General features: G+C 63.4%; 14 protein-coding genes. 6 read left to right on the top strand and 8 right to left on the bottom strand.

Annotated features, from left to right (window positions below):
- Positions 1-26: 26 nt before the first annotated feature.
- Complete coding sequence (locus LAC81_RS12000; protein WP_223724971.1) at positions 27-980, bottom strand: DMT family transporter; 954 nt, start codon at positions 978-980, stop codon at positions 27-29.
- 11 nt (positions 981-991) lie between these two features.
- The gene (locus LAC81_RS11995; RefSeq protein WP_223724970.1) at positions 992-1,927 is read right to left on the bottom strand and encodes an alpha/beta fold hydrolase; all 936 of its coding nucleotides are present in this window, start codon (positions 1,925-1,927) and stop codon (positions 992-994) included.
- A 185-nt stretch (positions 1,928-2,112) separates the two neighbouring features.
- Here LAC81_RS11995 and LAC81_RS11990 point away from each other — a divergent pair, with 185 nt between their 5' ends.
- The 4 genes from LAC81_RS11990 (at position 2,113) to metF (ending at position 7,020) form a co-directional block, all read left to right on the top strand.
- Complete coding sequence (locus LAC81_RS11990; RefSeq protein WP_223724969.1) at positions 2,113-2,895, top strand: ribonuclease T2; 783 nt, start codon at positions 2,113-2,115, stop codon at positions 2,893-2,895.
- A 168-nt stretch (positions 2,896-3,063) separates the two neighbouring features.
- Positions 3,064-4,713: an energy-dependent translational throttle protein EttA gene (gene ettA, locus LAC81_RS11985; RefSeq protein WP_113540747.1), complete on the top strand. Its 1,650-nt coding sequence runs from the start codon at positions 3,064-3,066 to the stop codon at positions 4,711-4,713.
- Between the two features lie 334 nt (positions 4,714-5,047).
- Positions 5,048-6,067, top strand: coding sequence for an ArsR/SmtB family transcription factor (locus tag LAC81_RS11980; RefSeq protein ID WP_223724968.1), 1,020 nt, complete (start codon positions 5,048-5,050; stop codon positions 6,065-6,067).
- Positions 6,068-6,069: 2 nt separating this feature from the next.
- Positions 6,070-7,020, top strand: a complete 951-nt coding sequence (gene metF / locus LAC81_RS11975) for a methylenetetrahydrofolate reductase [NAD(P)H] (protein ID WP_223724967.1) — start codon at positions 6,070-6,072, stop codon at positions 7,018-7,020.
- Between the two features lie 535 nt (positions 7,021-7,555).
- On the opposite strand, the gene LAC81_RS11970 is transcribed toward metF, so the two are convergent.
- The 5 genes from LAC81_RS11970 to LAC81_RS11950 all read right to left on the bottom strand — a co-directional run bounded on the left by LAC81_RS11970 (position 7,556) and on the right by LAC81_RS11950 (position 13,257).
- Complete coding sequence (locus LAC81_RS11970; protein WP_113540745.1) at positions 7,556-8,494, bottom strand: DMT family transporter; 939 nt, start codon at positions 8,492-8,494, stop codon at positions 7,556-7,558.
- Positions 8,495-8,803: 309 nt separating this feature from the next.
- The gene (locus LAC81_RS11965; RefSeq protein WP_223724966.1) at positions 8,804-10,033 is read right to left on the bottom strand and encodes a lytic murein transglycosylase; all 1,230 of its coding nucleotides are present in this window, start codon (positions 10,031-10,033) and stop codon (positions 8,804-8,806) included.
- A gap of 253 nt (positions 10,034-10,286) precedes the next feature.
- Positions 10,287-11,072: a GH25 family lysozyme gene (locus LAC81_RS11960; protein ID WP_223724965.1), complete on the bottom strand. Its 786-nt coding sequence runs from the start codon at positions 11,070-11,072 to the stop codon at positions 10,287-10,289.
- Between the two features lie 262 nt (positions 11,073-11,334).
- Entirely contained in the window at positions 11,335-12,003 is a 669-nt protein-coding gene (locus tag LAC81_RS11955) for a class I SAM-dependent methyltransferase (protein ID WP_223724964.1), read from the bottom strand.
- A 3-nt stretch (positions 12,004-12,006) separates the two neighbouring features.
- A complete protein-coding gene (locus LAC81_RS11950) occupies positions 12,007-13,257 on the bottom strand; it encodes a DUF3419 family protein (protein ID WP_223724963.1) in 1,251 nt (416 codons plus the stop codon).
- 176 nt (positions 13,258-13,433) lie between these two features.
- On the opposite strand from LAC81_RS11950, the gene LAC81_RS11945 reads away from it, so the two are divergent.
- Positions 13,434-14,990, top strand: coding sequence for an EAL domain-containing protein (locus LAC81_RS11945; RefSeq protein WP_223724962.1), 1,557 nt, complete (start codon positions 13,434-13,436; stop codon positions 14,988-14,990).
- A 210-nt stretch (positions 14,991-15,200) separates the two neighbouring features.
- A complete protein-coding gene (locus LAC81_RS11940; protein WP_223724961.1) occupies positions 15,201-16,553 on the top strand; it encodes a serine hydrolase domain-containing protein in 1,353 nt (450 codons plus the stop codon).
- Positions 16,554-16,592: 39 nt separating this feature from the next.
- On the opposite strand, the gene LAC81_RS11935 is transcribed toward LAC81_RS11940, so the two are convergent.
- The gene (locus tag LAC81_RS11935) at positions 16,593-17,630 is read right to left on the bottom strand and encodes a lytic transglycosylase domain-containing protein (RefSeq protein ID WP_223724960.1); all 1,038 of its coding nucleotides are present in this window, start codon (positions 17,628-17,630) and stop codon (positions 16,593-16,595) included.
- Positions 17,631-17,742 lie beyond the last annotated feature (112 nt).

Raw genomic sequence — 17,742 nt, 5'->3', positions numbered from 1 at the left:
TTACTTTTGTAGTCAGAGTGTTGTTGTCAGATGGCTGGCGACACCGGAGCGATGCTCGTGTCCTTGTGAATGCGGCGCTCGCGCCAGATGATGTAGAGGCCGGAGCCGATGATGATGGCGATGCCCAGCCACTTCAGCGCGTCGGGCAGATCGCCGAAGACGAGCCAGCCGAAGATCGTCGCCGAGACGATTTCCAGATATTGCAGTGGCGCCAGCACCGAAGCCGGAGCGGCGCGATACGCATAGACGCCGAGCACGCCGGAGATGGTGGCGGTGACGCCGACACCAAGCAGGTAATACCAGGTGACGCCTTCCGGCCAGACCGGATCGAGGATGCCGGAACCGGTGCCCTCGCCGAAATAAAGCAGCACGAGACAGAAGAGCGCGCCCCAGACGCCGGCGTGGAACTGCATCGACCAGGGGTCTTCGTTCTGCGCGACCATGCGGGTGACAAGCAGGAACACGGCGAGGCCGAAGGCGGCGACGATAGGCAGAAGCGCAATCGGCCCGACTTCCTGCATGCTCGGCTGGATGACGAGCAGCGCGCCGAAGAAGCCGACGCCGCAGGCGGTGTAACGCCGCCAGCCGATGGTCTCCTTCAGGAAGATGCTGCCGAGGATCGTCAAAATGATCGGCTCGACGAAGAAGATCGCAATCGCATCGGCGACCTCCATCACCTTCAACGTGGTGATGAAGGAGAGCATCGACACGACGAGCAGGCCGCCGCGCAGCGCATGCAGACCGGTCTTGCGCCAGGTGAGATCGAAGAGGCTGCCCCGCACCAGCGCGATCGGCAGGATGAAGACGACCTGCAGCACGAAGCGCACGGCGGTGATTTCGGCCGATGGCACGGTCGCGATCGCCAGCTTTGCAAAAATGTCGATCAGCGGCGAAAGCAGCACCGCAATCACCATCAGAGTCAGTCCGAAGGAGATGCGGTTGTGGTCCGTGGCGATCTTGGGAAGGGACATGTCGGCCATGATATTTCCGGTCAGCGCTTGCCTGCGACGGCGCGCAGGCACCAGGCGGCAAAGTCTGCCGTCGCCTGTTCCCGGCCGATTTCATTCAGGGTTTCGTGGCGCATGCCGTCATAGACGGTGACGGTGACGCTGCTCAGGCCGGCGGCTTTCATCCTGGCGCCGAGCCAGCGAACGGCACTGCCCATCTCGGTCGACGGGTCGGCGCTGCCGCCGACGAGGTGGATGGGCAGGTCTTTCCGAAGCCGCGCCAGCCGGTCGGGCCGGGCGCCGCCGAAGGATAGGCGGAAGAGATCGAGCCAGAGCGAGACGGTGGCATCGAAGCCGCAGAGCGGGTCGGCGGCGTATTTAGCCACCTCGGCATCGTCGCGCGACAACCAGTCGAGATCGGTCTTGCGATCCTTGATCGCGCCGCCCCACATGCCGAAGGTGAGCTTGGTCAGGAGCGGGCTCGGCACGTCAGAACCCTTCAGTGCCTTCTCGACCTTCAGAATGACCTGGCCGCCGCGGCCGGCAAGACCGGGACGGAAATTGGAGTTCCAGACGGCGAGCGCGTCATAGAGGGCGGGATCGGCCTCGGCGGCGTTGAGTGCAATCAGCCCGCCCATGGAATGGCCGAAGAGAACGACCGGCAGATCCGGATGGGTGCCTGTCGCGATTGCACGAATGGCCCTTATATCGGCGAAGACCTTGTCGAGCCCCTCGCGGCTTGAAAACATGCCGAGCGGCGCGTCCGGCGCGCGCGTCGCGCCGTGGCCGCGATGGTCGTGGGCGTAGACATGGAAGCCGTGCGCAGCCATGGCTTCGGCAAAGCGGGCGTAGCGGCCTGAGTGTTCGGCAAGTCCGTGACTGATGAGGAGGATGCCGCGGGCGTCGGCGGTCGCAGGGAAATGGCGCCAGGTCAAAGTGGCTCCGGTCGGGCTTTGATGTGTCTTCACCTGCCCGAACACGATTTCCCCCGGCTACAACGACAGACCAATCCGATATCAAATCGATTTGCAAGGCAAAGGCAATCGTCGCTTGTTGCTCGTTGCGCATGAGGTCACAAGCGAATGTGCGCTCATCTTAATTGAGAGTTGCATTTTTCCCGTTTTGAGCGATATTCGTTCCTGTTTTGTTTCCGCAGGAGGATATCATGGTTAGTTTCTGTAAGGCGATATCGGGTCCGATGGCAGGAATGCTGGCGGCGTTGGCGCTGTTCCTGGCACCGGCCGCCTTTGCTGCCGGCGAGGAAATGTCGGATCAAGGAGCCGCCAACGACGCGGCCGGCCGCACGGAGTACGTTCTGGCGGTGAGCTGGCAGCCGGGTTTCTGCGAAACGCGGCCGCAGCGCAAGGAATGCGAGAGCCAGACGGCGGAGCGGTTCGATGCGACCAACCTCTCGCTGCACGGCCTTTGGCCTCTGCGCAAGAGCTATTGCGGGGTAGCGGCCGAGGCGCGCGCGAAGGACCGCAAGGGCAGCTGGCTCGAACTGCCGAAGCTTGCCATGGCCGATGACACGGCAGCGCGACTGCTCACCGCCATGCCGGGGGTTCAATCCGGGCTCGACCGGCACCAGTGGCTGATGAGCGGTACTTGCCAGAGCGGTTCAGTCGACGACTATTTCTCGGTGCAGCTGCGCATGCTGGACGAGCTCAATCGCTCGGCGGTCGGCGCATTGTTTCGCCAGCGCATCGGTTCCGAGCTCGACGAGGCGACGATCAAGCAGGCCTTTGACCAGAGCTTCGGCGCTGGTGCGGGGGATCGGGTGCGCATGCGCTGCCAGACGGTTCAGGGCCGCAGTGTCATCACCGGGCTGACGATCGGGCTGACCGGCGACGTCCTGAAGGCGTCGAGCCTGGCGCCGCTGATCCAGGCGGCGGGGCCGACCGAGTTCAAATGCGCCAAGGGTATTGCCGATACGGCCGGGCGCAGCTGACCGACCTCGCAGACACCGTACTTCGGCCGCGAGAGCGCTTTCGATGCAGGGCAGCCGCAAGGGATAGGTTGGGGGGACAAGCCGGGGCGAACGCCTTTGCTCATTGCCCCCTTCCTATAATTCGCCTACATAGCGGGCAAATTTCCTTTCCCTGCGGAGCATTCCCTCATGGCACGTCAGTTCATCTATCATATGGCCGGACTTAATAAGTCCTACGGCGCGAAGAAGGTTCTCGAGAACGTTCATCTGTCGTTCTACCCGGATGCAAAGATCGGTATCCTCGGCCCGAACGGCGCCGGTAAGTCGACGGTGCTGCGCATCATGGCCGGCCTCGACAAGGAATTCACCGGCGAGGCCTGGGTGGCCGAAGGTGCGACCGTCGGCTATCTGCCGCAGGAGCCGCAGCTCGACCCGACGAAGACCGTGCTTGAAAACGCCATGGAAGGCGTTGCCAAGAAGAAGGCGATCGTCGACCGCTACAACGAACTGATGATGAACTATTCCGACGAGACGGCGGAAGAGGGGGCCAAGCTCCAGGACATCATCGACAGCCAGAACCTCTGGGATCTGGAAAGCCAGGTCGAAATGGCCATGGAAGCGCTGCGCTGCCCGCCGGGCGACGCGGAAGTGACCAATCTCTCGGGCGGTGAAAAACGCCGTGTCGCGCTCTGCAAGCTGCTGCTGTCGCAGCCGGACCTGCTGCTGCTCGACGAACCGACCAACCACCTCGACGCCGAAACGATCGCCTGGCTCGAAAAGCACCTGCGCGAATATCCGGGCGCCGTGCTGATGATCACCCACGACCGCTACTTCCTCGACAACGTCACCGGCTGGATCCTCGAGCTCGACCGCGGCCGCAGCATTCCCTACGAAGGCAACTACTCGGCCTATCTCGTTGCCAAGGCCAAGCGCATGCAGCAGGAAGGCCGCGAAGAGGCTTCCCGCCAGAAGGCGATCGCCCGCGAACAGGAGTGGATCGCATCCAGCCCCAAGGCCCGTCAGGCCAAGTCCAAGGCGCGTATCCGTTCCTATGACGAACTGGTCAACGCGGCAGAAAACCAGCGTCCCGGCGACGCGCAGATCATCATCCCGGTTGGCGAACGTCTCGGCCAGGTGGTCATCGAGATGGAAGGCGTCACCAAGGGCTATGGCGATCGCCTGCTGATCGATGGCCTGTCGCTGAAGCTGCCACCGGGCGGCATCGTCGGCATCATCGGCCCGAACGGCGCCGGTAAGACGACGCTCTTCCGCATGATCACCGGTCAGGAACAGCCCGACAGCGGCTCGATCCGCATCGGCGAGACCGTTCATCTCGGCTATGTCGACCAGAGCCGCGACGCGCTCGACGGCAACAAGACCGTCTGGGAAGAAATCTCCGGCGGCGCCGAAGTCATCAAGCTCGGCAAGCACGAGATGAACTCGCGCGCCTATTGCTCGACCTTCAACTTCAAGGGCGGCGACCAGCAGCAGAAGGTCGGCAACCTCTCGGGTGGTCAGCGCAACCGCGTTCACCTCGCCAAGATGCTGAAGGCCGGCGGCAACGTCCTGCTGCTCGACGAACCGACCAACGACCTCGACACCGAGACGCTGGCGGCACTCGAAGTGGCGCTCGAAAACTTCGCCGGCTGCGCCGTCATCATCAGCCACGACCGCATGTTCCTCGACCGCCTGGCAACGCACATCCTCGCCTTTGAAGGCGACAGCCAGGTCGAGTGGTTCGAAGGCAACTTCGAAGACTACGAGAAGGACAAGATCCGCCGTCTCGGCCCGGACTCGGTCAACCCGAAGCGCGTCACCTACAAGCGCCTGACGCGCTGACCTGTGATCGGCGCCGCCATGAGTGCGGCGCCCATTGCTTGCAACCGCTCGCGCAAACAGGCGGTGCGACTTGACTTCACGAAACGGGCGAAGCGAAGGCTTCGCCCGTTTTCCTTTGGCGCTCGGGCCGTGATGCGCTCAGTAAAATCGGGAACGGATTGAAATCGTCGGGCTGAGGCGCAGCGACGCGCCGTTTAACGCGCCGCTTGCCGCGGACGCGTCGGGGCGCAAAACCTGTCTTGCGCGCGCCATTGTTCGGCCTTTCCACGCAAATCCGCTTGCACCGATCTCGCAAATCACATAAACATATCTTTATGTGTTGATGGGGATCGCGATGGCTGCTCAGAGAGAACTGGGTCTGGATGCGCTGGTGGACGTACTGAAGGCGGCGGGAGAGCCGACCCGCATGCGTCTCGTCGCTTTGCTTGCCGCCGGCGATCTCACCGTTACCGATCTTACCGAAATTCTTGGGCAGTCGCAGCCGCGTATTTCGCGGCACCTGAAGCTGCTTGCCGAGGTCGAGCTCATCGATCGTTATCAGGAAGGCGCCTGGGCCTATTTCCGCCTGAGACAGGACGGCGCGCGCGTCGGACTCGTGCGGGCCATGCTGGCGGCAGCATCCGCCGGCGACGCGGTGCTTTCGCGCGATGCGGCGCGGCTGACGACGCTCAAGAAGGCGAGGGCCGAAAAGGCACAGGCCTATTTCAGCCGCAACGCCGCCGGCTGGGACGAGCTTCGCCGCCTGCATGTCAGCGAGCGCGACGTCGAGGCGAAGCTGCGTGAGATGGTCGGTGACGAGCCGGTCGAGAGCCTGCTTGACCTCGGTACCGGTACTGGACGCATCCTGCAGCTGTTCGAAGGGCTTTACCGCCGCGGCGTCGGCGTCGACGCCAGCCGCGACATGCTTGCCGTTGCGCGCTCCAATCTCGATCGCGCCGGCATCACCAAGGCCTCGATCCGCCACGGCGACATCTTCAATCTGCCGCTCGACGGACAGGCCTTCGATCTCGTCACCATCCACCAGGTGCTGCATTTCCTCGACGAGCCGGAGGCGGCGATCGCGGAAGCTGCGCGCATGCTGATGCCGGGTGGCCGGGTGGTCATCATCGACTTCGCACCGCACGGGCTCGAGCATCTGCGTGACGAGCATGCGCATGCGCGCCTCGGTTTCTCGCACCAGGTGATCGCCGACTGGCTCGCCAAGGCTGGCCTGGTGCTCGAGAAGACCACGGATCTTTCGCCGGAAGGCGCCGGGGAAGAAAAGTTGACGGTGACGATCTGGCTGGCGCGCGACCGGCGCGCCGTGAATGAGAATGAAACGCCGCGGCCGCGCGTCCATGCAGGGGGAGTTTGAGAATGACGGCACAGACGCTTTATCCGGCCGAGCGCGGCAATCTGAGGCTCTCTTTCGAATACTTCCCTCCCAAGACCGATGAAATGGAAGCGCAGCTCTTCCAGACGGCGGAGGACCTCTCGGTTTTCGGTCCCGCCTTCGTGACGGTCACCTACGGTGCTGGCGGCTCGACCAAGGCGCGGTCGCTGACGACGGTACGGCGGATGATCGAGGAGAAGGGCTTTGCCAACACGGCGGCGCACCTGACCTGCGTCGGCGCACCGAAGGCGGAAGTCGATGCGGTCATCGACGAATATATCGATTATGGCGTCCGCCACTTCGTGGCACTGCGCGGCGACCCGCAGGGCGGCATCGGCAGCACCTATGAGCCGCATCCGGATGGTTATGCGAGCAGCACCGACCTGGTGCAGGCAATTCGCGCCCGGGGCGACGACATCGAGATCTCCGTCTCCTCCTACCCGGAGAAGCATCCGGAGAGCCCTGACGTGGCCGCCGATATCGAAATGCTGAAGCGCAAGGTCGATGCCGGCGCCACCCGCGCACTGACCCAGTTCTTCTTCGACAACAACGATTTCGAGCGTTACCTCGAACGCGTGCGCCGCGCAGGGGTCAACATCCCGATCGTGCCGGGCATCCTGCCGATCAACAATCTGACGCAGGTGCAGAAGTTTGCCGGCCTCTGTGGCGCCACCGTGCCGGAGGCGATCGTCACGCGGCTCGTGCATCTGGAAGAGCAGGCGGCCGAGCGCTTCAAGGAGGCGACACACATCGCCGCCGAGCAGATTGTCGATCTCGCGCGTCGCGGCGTGCGCGATTTTCACCTCTACACGATGAACCGCTCGCCCTTGGTGACGGCCGTGCTGGACCTTGTCGGCTTCGAGCGGGTCGCAGCGGAGCCGAGCGTGGTGCTCCCCGAAGCGCGATTCCAGGCGGCGGCGGGTGCGGCGGCCTGAGGTTCCCAGGCGCACCGGCCGTGGGCGCCTTAGACTGACAGATATCCGAAAATGAGAAAGCGCATGAAGGTTGACCTTCATGCGCTTTCTTTTCTGTCGCAGCGTTTAGACCCTGTGCTCTCTTGGCGGTCTAGCTTGCTTGGTGCTGCAGAATGGATTTCCGGAAATTAAAGTCCCTATTCGGTTTTGGACTCTCAGCGGCCGCTCATCAGATGAAAAGCATCGTGGCCACGAATACGAACGCTGCACTGATCATGAGGACATTCAGCGAATGTGTAAGGCCCATGGATGACCCTCCCTGCGTTAACGCGTTAAAACATAGGGCGAAATCACGAAGTGTTAAAGCGAAACTTGTGCTGCAGTGCGAAATCCGTGAGGGGGAGTGGCCTTATTCACAGGGTTATATAGTTGAAATATCTATCATTTTATGTCTGCCACATTTTTTTCACAATCGCTTCCGCAAGGTTAATATAAACGCTTGTAACCGTGCGTGAGCGCTTCGGAAGGGGACGAAAAGCGCGGCTCGATTCCCCGTTCAGGCAGCCCGTCTGAGCCGTAGAAGCCGTCCGTCAAGCACGGCGAGACCGAGGGCGATCAGCGCCATGCCGGCGATGTCGGCCGCCTGCAGCGTTTCCCCCAGGAAGAGATAGCCGAGCAGAATCGCGCTTGGCGGCACCAGCAAGGTGACGAGCGAGGCGTTGGTGGCGCCGGCTTCCGCCATGATCCGGAAAAAGAGAATGTACCCATAGGCGGTCGAGACGAGCGCGAGCCCGAGGATCGAAAGCGTCGCCTCGATCGGCGGCATCGGCAGTGTCCAGGGCGCATCGGAGAACGCGGCAACGGGCAGCATCATCAGGGTCGAAGCGGTGAGCTGTCCGGCGGCCGTCACCGGTGGGGCGAGATTGCGAAAGCGCTTGCCGTAGGTCGCCGCGAAGCCATAGCTGACGGCGGCCAGCACCGGCAGGACGAGCGCCCAGAGCGGGATGCTGCTTGTCGTGCCGAACAGGCCGGCAAGCGCACTCGGCCCGATCAGAACCACGGTGCCGGTGAGCCCCAGCAGGCAGCCGGCAATCTTGGCGGAGCTCAGCTTTTCATCCTCGGTCGCCATGTTGGCGATGATGACGGTCCAGACCGGCGTCGTGGCATTGAGGATTGCCGCGAGCCCGGCGCCGATCTGTGTCTGGCCGAGGAAGATGAAGGCATGCGGGATGGCATTGTTGATCAGCCCCATCAGCGCGAATTCGCGCCAGCGTCCGGCAAGTGCCTGATAGATGCCGAAGCGGCCGCCGATATAGAGGTGCAGGGCAAGTGCTGCGAGGCCCAGGCGCAGGACCACCAGCGTGAACGGCGGCACGTGGGCAACGGCCACGCGGGCAAAGAAGAAGGACCCGCCCCAGATGAGACCGAGCAGCGCCAGCAGCATCCAGGTTCTAACGCTCATCTGATGGCCGTCGATTGTGGTTCGCGCATTCATGGTTATGCCCCGTCCGTACTGATCGCCTTGTCGTCCGTCAGCCTCATCCAGGCGGCGAATGTGCGTATGGCGCAAAGGCTGCGTCCGGTACCCGGGCCGGTTGTGATCTGACGCCTATTTCATAGCCCGGCGTCTTGGCGCATGCCACCCGGTTCTTGCCGACTGATCGAGGGAAGGGCAACGCTTCGAGATGCGCCGTGCGTGCCTCCGGGGTGGACCTGCATCTCGGATAAGGAAACCCCGGGAATCGCTTCCGATCCCCGGGGTTCTGGCTGCTAGGCCGAGCCGCATCCGTGGCCCGAAGTTCGCTTAGAGGGCGTTCAGGAGTTCCAGCGTCGCCCAGCCATCCGCCGGGCGTCCGAGGCGGAGCTGTTCCTTCTGAAGGGCGGCGCGGGTGCCGGAGCCGAGGATGCCGTCGACCTTGCCGACGTCATGGCCGAGCGTCTGCAGCTTGGTCTGCAGCGCCTTCATACCGACATCGTCGAGGCCCGGTTCCGGGTTGCCGCCCTCATAGGTCGGCGCGCCGGCGAGGCGGGTGGCGAAGTAGGCGGCCGACGTCGTGTAGATGAACGACTGGTTCCACTCGAGATAGACGTTGAAGTTCGGGTAGGTGAGGAAGGCCACACCCTTGCGGCCCTGCGGCAGCACCAGGGAGGCTTCGAGATTGCCATTGGCGGTGTTGCCGTCGCGTGGGCTGACGCCGAGCGCGAACCAGTCCGCCGCCTTCATGCCCGGCTGCAGGCCGGTCTTTTCCCAGGGGAGTTCTTCGGGAATGCTAACTTCCTGGATCCAGGGCTGGCCAGCCTTGAAGCCGAGGCTCTGGATGAACTTGGCGGCGGTGAGGATCGCGTCGGGCGAGCTCTTCTTCAGGTTGACGTGGCCGTCGCCATCCCCATCGACGCCGTAGGCGATGATGTCTTCAGGCAGCATCTGAACCTGGCCGATCTCGCCGGCCCAGGCGCCGGTGGTCGTTGCCGGGTCAAGGTCGCCGTGCTGCACCATCTCGATGGCAGCGATCAGCTGCGGACGGAACATTTCCGGGCGGCGGCAGTCGTGCGAGAGCGTCACCAGTGCATCACGGGTGTTGAAATCGCCCTGGACGGCGCCGAAGTCGGTCTCCATCGCCCAGAAGGCGGTGATGACGGGGGCCGGCACACCGAATTCCTTCTCGGCGCGGGCGAAGACGTCGGCATATTCCTTCATCTTCTGTTGGCCGATGTCGAGGCGCGACTTGCTGACCGTGCGCTTGGAAAACTCGGTGAAGGTCTGTTTGAAGACGCCCTGGGTCCGGTCGCGGCTGAGCACCTTCTCGTTGATGGCAGCACCCGCAAGCGCCCGATCGGCGACATCGGCCGGAACGCCCTTGGCGACTGCTTCGGCCTTCACGCCCTGGAGGAAGGCACCGAGGTCGCCGCCGCAGGCGACAGCCGGAGCGGCGCCCTGGGCGCCCGTCTGGGTCGCGGTCTGTGCAAACGCGGTGGAGGCGGTGAGCGCCAGGAGGGCGACGGAGGCCAGGGCGTGCCGGGCAGTGCGGTTCATCATAATTCCTTTCTGTGGCCGCGGGGTGAGGGAGACACCGCACGGGCAGCCAAATTGTTGGATTCGCTGCATAAATCTCCAGATCGCGATCGACCCAAGGATGTCTCATGCAGCGGTTCAAAAATGTTACAGCGGCGTTTGCGCGTCCTTGGGGACGTGCGGCACTGTAAATCTGCCGTTGCTCTTTCAGAGCATTATGACCGAAAGAAGAAAATGGGGTTCCTTGCCGCACTTGCCGGCAAGAATGCCGGCCTTACTTCGGCTGCGAGACCGCTGCGACCCAGTTCTTCCAGTTTTTCGCCGAACCGGCGAAGACGTTGATATCGGTGCTGCCGTCGATGCCCGGGATCACGCCGGTGCTGGTGTATTGCCAGAAGGCCCAGCGGCGCTCGACATAGACCTCGCCAGGATGCTTGGCGACCGAGCGCACCCAGAAGTGATGCTCCTTGAACTGGTCGACGAGATTGTCGCGGTGGAAGTCGACCGAGGTGTAGATGATCGGGCGTTTGCCGTAGTGCGCTTCGAGGCGATCCATGAAGCGCTTCATCTCGACGCGCACTTCATCCGGCGTCGGGCGGTGGCGGCAGGTCTTCGATTCGCCGTTCCACTCGACGTCGAGCACCGGCGGCAGGTAGACTGCGGTCTTCGGCACATTGGCGATGAACCAGTCGGCCTGTTCGTCGGCGGTCGAGCAGAAATAGTAGAAGTGATAGGGCGCATAGGGGATGCCGGCGGCACGCGCCTTTTGCCAGTACTCGTTGAAGCGGGTGTCGACCCTGTCCTTGCCTTCCGTCGCCTTGATGAAGGCGAAGGAGACACCGGAGTTCTTCACCTTCATCCAGTCGATATCGCCATTCCATTTCGAAACGTCGATGCCGTGGATGTTGTGATGCTGCGGGGTGCGCTCGCCGAAGTCTTGTGGGTCCTTATCCTGGAAGCGCGGCGGGATCGATGCCGTCTGCATCAGGTCGTAATCGGTCGACGAACAGGCGGAAAGGAGGGTGGCAATGGGCAGCAGAGCCAGGAGAAGCCGGCGCATGAGGTACCTGTCTAGAGACGAGCGACGATCCTGCCTCACACGATGGCTTTCATATCGGTGATTTCCCCCGCGAGGCGTGAACCTCATCTTCACCATATCATCGTAAAAATTGGGTTAGCTCAAGCGGGAATTGCGGGCGAGGCAGGTGCGTCCCGTTTTCTACTGCAAAGCGAAAGCGCCGAACTCCCACGGGGGATTTCGGCGCGCTCTGGCGAAGTGAGATGAAGACGACCACCCGCCGGCTGCACTACGGGTCGCGGTCTCAGGCGGCGATTGCGACGGCCGGGCTGTGATAGACCGCAAGCCAGGCATAGCCGCGGCCGATCGCGCGGCGTTCGAGATCGGCGCCATTCTCCCGGGCCTTCACGCGCAACACGTCGAAAAGGTTGGCGCGCGGCGTGACGTGGAAGCGATCGAGCCAGCCGTGCAGCGCCCGGCGGAAGCTCGTCGGCAGGCGTTCCTGCTGGCCGAAATCGGCAATGTGCAGGGAGCCGCCCGGATTGAGTGCGGCAATGGCCGCATCGATCGCCTTTTGCCAGTCGGGGATCATCGACAGGGAATAGGAGATGAGGATGTGGTCGAAGCCGCGTTCGCCGAAGACCTTGGGGTCGAAATCGGTGGCGTCGGCGACCTGAAGCTCGGCGCGGCGCCTGCTGCCACGGTTGAGCTTCGCGTCGGCGGAGGTCAGCATCTCCTGGGAGATGTCCAGGCCGAACAGCCGCGCCGAGGGGAAGCAGTGGCCGATGAGAGCGAGATTGCGCCCGGTGCCGCAGCCGACCTCGAGCACGGAGGCGCCCGGCGCCGGGTGCATCTCCCGGATCAGCGTGTCGCGGCCAAAGAGGTAGTACTTCCGCGTCAGATCATAGAAATGCCGCTGGTAGCGGTACATGTGGTCCATGCGCCGCGCGTGGGAAATGCCGGCCTCACGCATGGCCTAGCCTTTCTTCCGGTAGATGTGGAAACCGCCATAGATGGCGGAACGGTCTTCCGCGCCGAGCTTGAGCGACGCTTCGGCATCATAGTGCCACTGATCGAGCAGCGCCGAGGAGACGCGGCCGGGCACGATGCTGTCTTCCGCCGCCGTGCGGAAGATGACGACCGCACCTTCATCCGCCGTGCGGGTGATCTCGGTCCAGAGGTCGTTCAGCTGTTGGTCGTTCATCCAGTCCTGGGCATCGAGAAGGATGTAGCGGTCGACCGATGCGGCCGGCTTGTTGGCGAGAAGCTCGGTGTAGCTTGCGTGATGGACATCGACGCGCTCGGCATTGTTGCGGATCGCCTCGTAGGCGCCGGCATCGAGGTAGGGTGGAAGCTCGCCTTCATGCGGCAGGGGGTAGCGGCGCCCGAATGCCTGCCAGGCGAAATAGTTCTCCCGCAACGGGAAGTGACAGGTCAGTTTTTCGAGGCGGTGGCGCAGCACGGCGGCGAGCGACCTCTCGCTGCTGAGGCTTGCCAGTTCGTCGAATTGCTGCGGCGGGATGCCGAGGCCGAAAAGCGAACTCTTGCGGCCGGTGATCCAGCGTATGACGGGACGATCAAACAGCGGCGCAAGACGCTCGTCGAAGAACTGCCGCTGCTCGCGCATGGAACCGGCCTGGACGAACTCGGCCGGGTCGACGCCGTGCAGGCGGGCGAGCAGGTGGCTTGCGGCAATGAAGCGGCCGAGCAGGCCGGTGCGATAGATGTTGCGGCCGAAGACCCCGATGCGGCGGCGGCCGGTCAGGTCACGGCCGTTCCAGTAGCTGCGTGTCGCCGTGTCGAGCTTTGGCGAAATGAAGAGGTCGAAGGCCTGGACGTTGGTGGCGGTGCCCTGGGTCGCCAGGAAGCGCGTCACGTCCTTGTGGCTCGGCAAATGCCGGAAGGCTGCGAGCTTCAGGCGGTTGAGCGCGATATGGTGCGGATTAAGGTCGACGACGTCTATTCTGCGCGGGCCGGCAGACAGGTAGGTCAGCATGTTGCAGCCGCCGGAGCCGATGGTGACGATCCGGTGTTCCGGACCGAGCTGCATCGCTTCCATGTCGACGATCGGGTCTTCCCAGATTTGCGGGTAGACGAGGCCCGAAAAGAGCAGGCCGAAGAGACGTTCCGAAAGGCCGGCAAGGGAAAAGGTCTTGTGCTGGAGCAGCGCGTTTTTCAGCTTCGGATTTTTTCTGCCAAAGCCAATGTCGGGAGCTAGTTCGGTCATCTCTGCCGGTCATCCAGTTGAAACTTAGCCGCTTCTAAATTGACTCGGCTACACTTTGATGACGGGGTTTCCACAGCCCGAGAGGGCGCCTGAATCGGCGCACTACAATTTTTCATCCATAAGAATTCATTAAACCCCAGCGTGCTAGCACCGCCTCATATTCGGGGGGCGTCGACATGATGTTAAGAACGTTTCTGCCGAAGCCCGAGCAGCGATTTGCAGCTGTCGGCGCGGCATTGGGGGCTGTGGTTTCTGCGGCGTGGCTGGCGACGGAAACAGTCTTCCTTGAACAACCGACGAACCATTGGGACGTCTCCGCCATGCTGGCAGCAGGCGCCGTGCCGTTTCTCCTCGGCGGTTCGTTCTATCGCTGGCGGTACTCGCGCCGGCTGGAGCACGAGTTGCGTGCGGCGCGCCGCGCAGAGCGGCGCCTGCGCCACGAAGTCCACCGCGACAAGCTCACCGGGCTCGCCAATCGTGCGGCGCTGGAGGCGGATATTCGCCAGGCACTCTGCGCGGAAGGGCCTACCTTCGAGCGCAATGCCCTTCTCCTTCTCGATCTCGACCGGTTCAAGGCGATCAACGATACCATGGGGCACGACGCCGGCGACCGGTTGCTGACGCTCTTCGGCGCCCGCCTGCGGCGCGCCTTTTCCGGAGAGGCGACGGTCTACCGTCTGGGGGGCGACGAGTTCGTGCTTACGGCCGGCGGTGCCTCGTCGCAGGCCGAAGCCGAAATGCTCGCAGCGCGGGTAAAGGCGCTGTTCGAAGCGCCGTTCGATCTCGGCGAAGCACAGGTCGCTTCCGGCTGCAGCATCGGCATCGCCTTCGTCGAGCGCACCGATACGGCAACGGGTGAGGTGCTGAAGCGCGCTGACCTGGCGCTCTATGAGGCGAAGGCCGTGAGCGGCAACAGCCACGCCTTCCATTCGGAGATACTGACGCATGCGGCACAGCGGCGGGTTGAGGCCGAGCGCGATGTGGCTCGGGGGCTGGAGAACAGCGAATTCTTCCTCGAATTCCTGCCGATCGCCGGTGCTGCAGGCGGAGCCATCCGCGCTTTCGAGGCGTTGCTGCGCTGGCAGCATCCGCTTCGCGGGGTGATCGGCGAGCAAGCCTTTATCGAACCATCAGAGCAGAGCCCCGGCACGCGCTCGCTCGGCTACTGGACACTTAAGGCTGCCTGCACGGAGGCCGAGCGCTGGCCTTCTCCGACAGGGTTGACCGTCGCACCCTTTGCGCCGCAACTCAAGGAGCGGGACTTCGTCGAGCAGGTCAAGCAATGCCTGGGTGAAGCGGGCCTGCCTGCAGGACGCCTGACCATCGAGGTCACCGGAGACTTTTCGACCGAGGATCTCGCGCTGATCGCGGACAATCTGAAGGGATTGCGGGCGTTGGGTGTCCGGATTGCGCTTGGCGGCGGTGCCGGCTCATCCTTGCCCTTGAATTTGATCGCGGAACTGCAGCCTGACCAGGTGACGATCGATCTCGCCGCCATCCGGGCGACCCACGGCAGCGAGCGCAGCGTCGCGCTGCTTTCCTGCCTCATCAAGACCGGGCAGGTGCTACGGTTGGCGATTGCCGTGCGCGGCATCGAAAAGGAAAGCGAGATGGATTGCGCGCAGGCCAGCGGCGCCGTCGAAGTCCGTGGACCGTGGATAGCGCCGGTACTCACGGATGTAACGGCCCTGCTCAAAGCAGGCGCAGCGATGGAATTGCAACGTTCGGCCTAGACGGCGCGGGCCTCAGTGTTCCGATCTCCCCGGAAAATGGAAACTTGCGGTCTCCGGGCTTTTCCCGCAGGCGAAATGCTGGTTCTCTCTGCAACTCGGCGGCGACCGTGCGTCCTAGCGGACAGGCTTTGCCGCCGTAGAACTTTGAATTGCTGCATGTTTCTGTCAGCGGTCGGCTCCCAGGAAACATGAGGCGGCCGGAGGGAACGCATGAGGCGCATATTGAGGATTTGCGGTGCGACGTTGGTACTGGGCGTTGTCGCCCTCTTCGGCTGGCTTGCGATCGCGCCGCCGGAACTGCTCAAGGTCGGCGATGGCTACGCCGCCAAGATCGTCTGTTCCAACGTCTTCATCGCGAAACGCGACGCCCAGTCGGTGCTGGCCGACGACGTCCAGGCGCCGGGACACCCGCTGCTGAAGCTGGCGAGGGTTGCCGTCGATCCGGAAAGGCAGATGGTGACGGCGCGGATTCTCGGCTTTGCTGCGGCGGGCTACGCGGCCTTTCGACCGGGAATGGGATGCGCGAGCCTGCCGGATGGCGACGACGCGGGCTTGCCGCCGATCAACGCGGCGACGGCTGCAGCCGCGCCTGCGTCGGAAGCGGCCTGGCCGGAAGGCGAAGGAGCCGAGATCGATCCCGCCTTGCAGAAACTGATCGAGGATGCCGATCTTGCGGGTCCGGGCGCGCGGGCCGTCGCCGTCATTCGCGACGGCCGCCTGGTTGCCGAAACCTACGGTCGGGGCTTTGATCGCGCGACACCCTTGCTCGGCTGGTCGATGACGAAATCGGTCACGGCGGCGCTGATCGGCATGCGCGTCGCAGAAGGTCGCATGGACGTGGCGCGCGCCGGGCTCCTGCCGGAGTGGGCAAGCGACGAACGTGCAGAAATCACGCTCGCCGACCTCATGGGAATGCAGAGCGGCCTGGAATTCAACGAGAACTACGGCAACGTCACCGACGTGACCCGCATGCTCTATCTCGAGAAGGACATGGCGGGCTACGCGGCCACCAAACCGCTGACGTCCACTCCGGGTGCGACGTTCAGCTATTCCAGCGGTTCGACCACCTTGTTGTCGCGCATCTGGATGCGGACATTCGACGATCCGGCGGCCGCACTTGCGTTTCCGCATGATGGGCTGTTTGCGCCCTTGGGCATGAAGAGCGCGGTGCTTGAAACGGACGCGAGCGGCACTTTCGTCGGCTCGTCCTATATGTACGCCACGGCGCAGGACTGGGCGCGCTTTGCGCAGTTCCTGTTGCAGGACGGCGTGTGGAGGGGGAGGGCGATGCTGCCGAAGGACTACGTCGCCTTCATGCGCACGCCGACCAAGGCGTCGGGTGGAAAATACGGCCAGGGCCAGGTGTGGCTGGAGGAAAACGGTGTCCGTGCCGGTTCCGGCAGTTTTCCGGCCGATGCCTTCTGGATGCTTGGCCATGACGGCCAGGCAATCATGATGGTGCCTTCGCTGAAGCTCGTAGTGGTCCGGCTGGGTCTCACGCCCTCGCGTCTCGGCTATGATGTGCAGAAACTCAACGCCAAAATAATAGAGGCGCTCGATTGAGCGCCTCGCAAGATAACCCGAGCTATCGGCTCGACAGGCTCACTTCATGCCGAGGTCGTCGAGAAGACCCTTGCGCTTGGCGTGGTAATAATAGCCGCTGGCATAGAGCTTGACCGCGCTGTCGTGCTGGTTGTCGGCCACCATCCAGGCGCCGTGCAGATATTTGGTCGCGTATTTGAGGTTGGTTTCAGCGTCGAACAGGCCTTCCGCCGGACCGTCATAGCCGAGGCCCTTGGCGGTGTTGTAGCGGATCTGCATCAGGCCGTAATTGCCCTTGCTGTAGGCGCGCGGGTTGTAGTTGCTCTCGCGCTTGACGACCCGGTGAACCAGTTCGACCGGAATATCGTTCAGGTCGGCATAGTACTTGATCAGCTTGTCGAGGTCGGGACGCGAGCTCGTCGGCGCCTTGTTGAGCTTCATCGAGTCCGGAATGACGCTGGCGACGGCCGCGACCGTCGAGCCGATGACGCCCGTCTTCGGACGCTCGGTCGGAACGATCATGCGGTTTGCAACCAGGTTTTCGAGGCCGACGGGTTCGCCGGTGTCGAAGTCCGATTCCATCGCCGCGGCGACGGCGAGGGTCGAAATCGGAAGGTCCTGGACCCGGCTCGTCTTGGCTGCAACGTCCGCAGAAGTCGGGGCCGGTACTTGCGAGGCGTCGGCGGAAACCTGGGTAACGGCGGCGGTTGCCGTTTCTGCACTGGCGATGGCAGGCGTGGTCGGGGAAACCATGGCGAGCGCCATGGTGCTGCCCGGCTTCGACGCCGGAACCGCAACCATCGCGGGGGCGGCTTCGGCGCCCTGGGCGAGATCGGTCGCGACCGGATAGGTGGTGGCGACGCCGGCTGTCTGGGCCGCCAGGGCAGCGCTTGCCACGGTGGCTGCACCGTCAGGCGTGGGAAGCGCGTAAGCCGTCATTTCAGTGCCGGGCTTTGCGAGCGGGGTGACCGTCTGCACGGCCGTCAGTTCTTCGAGCGACGTGTGCTCTACCGTTGAGCATCCCGAGACGATGGTCGCGGACAATATGGCTGCCACGCCAAACGTCTGTTTGGAAAGGGAAATACGGTACTTCGCCATTCTGTCACTTTCGTGCTTCTGGGCCCCGTAGCCCCTGCAAATCAGCGGTTGCCAGCCGCCAAGCGTGAATCTCCATTAACCTATGAGGCATCCGGCGGCAAGCGCAGGCGGC

The sequence above is a fragment of the Ensifer adhaerens genome (assembly GCF_020035535.1).
Lineage (GTDB): Bacteria > Pseudomonadota > Alphaproteobacteria > Rhizobiales > Rhizobiaceae > Ensifer.
Note: the sequence above shows the minus strand (reverse complement) of the source record. Positions and strands in the feature narration are given on the sequence as shown.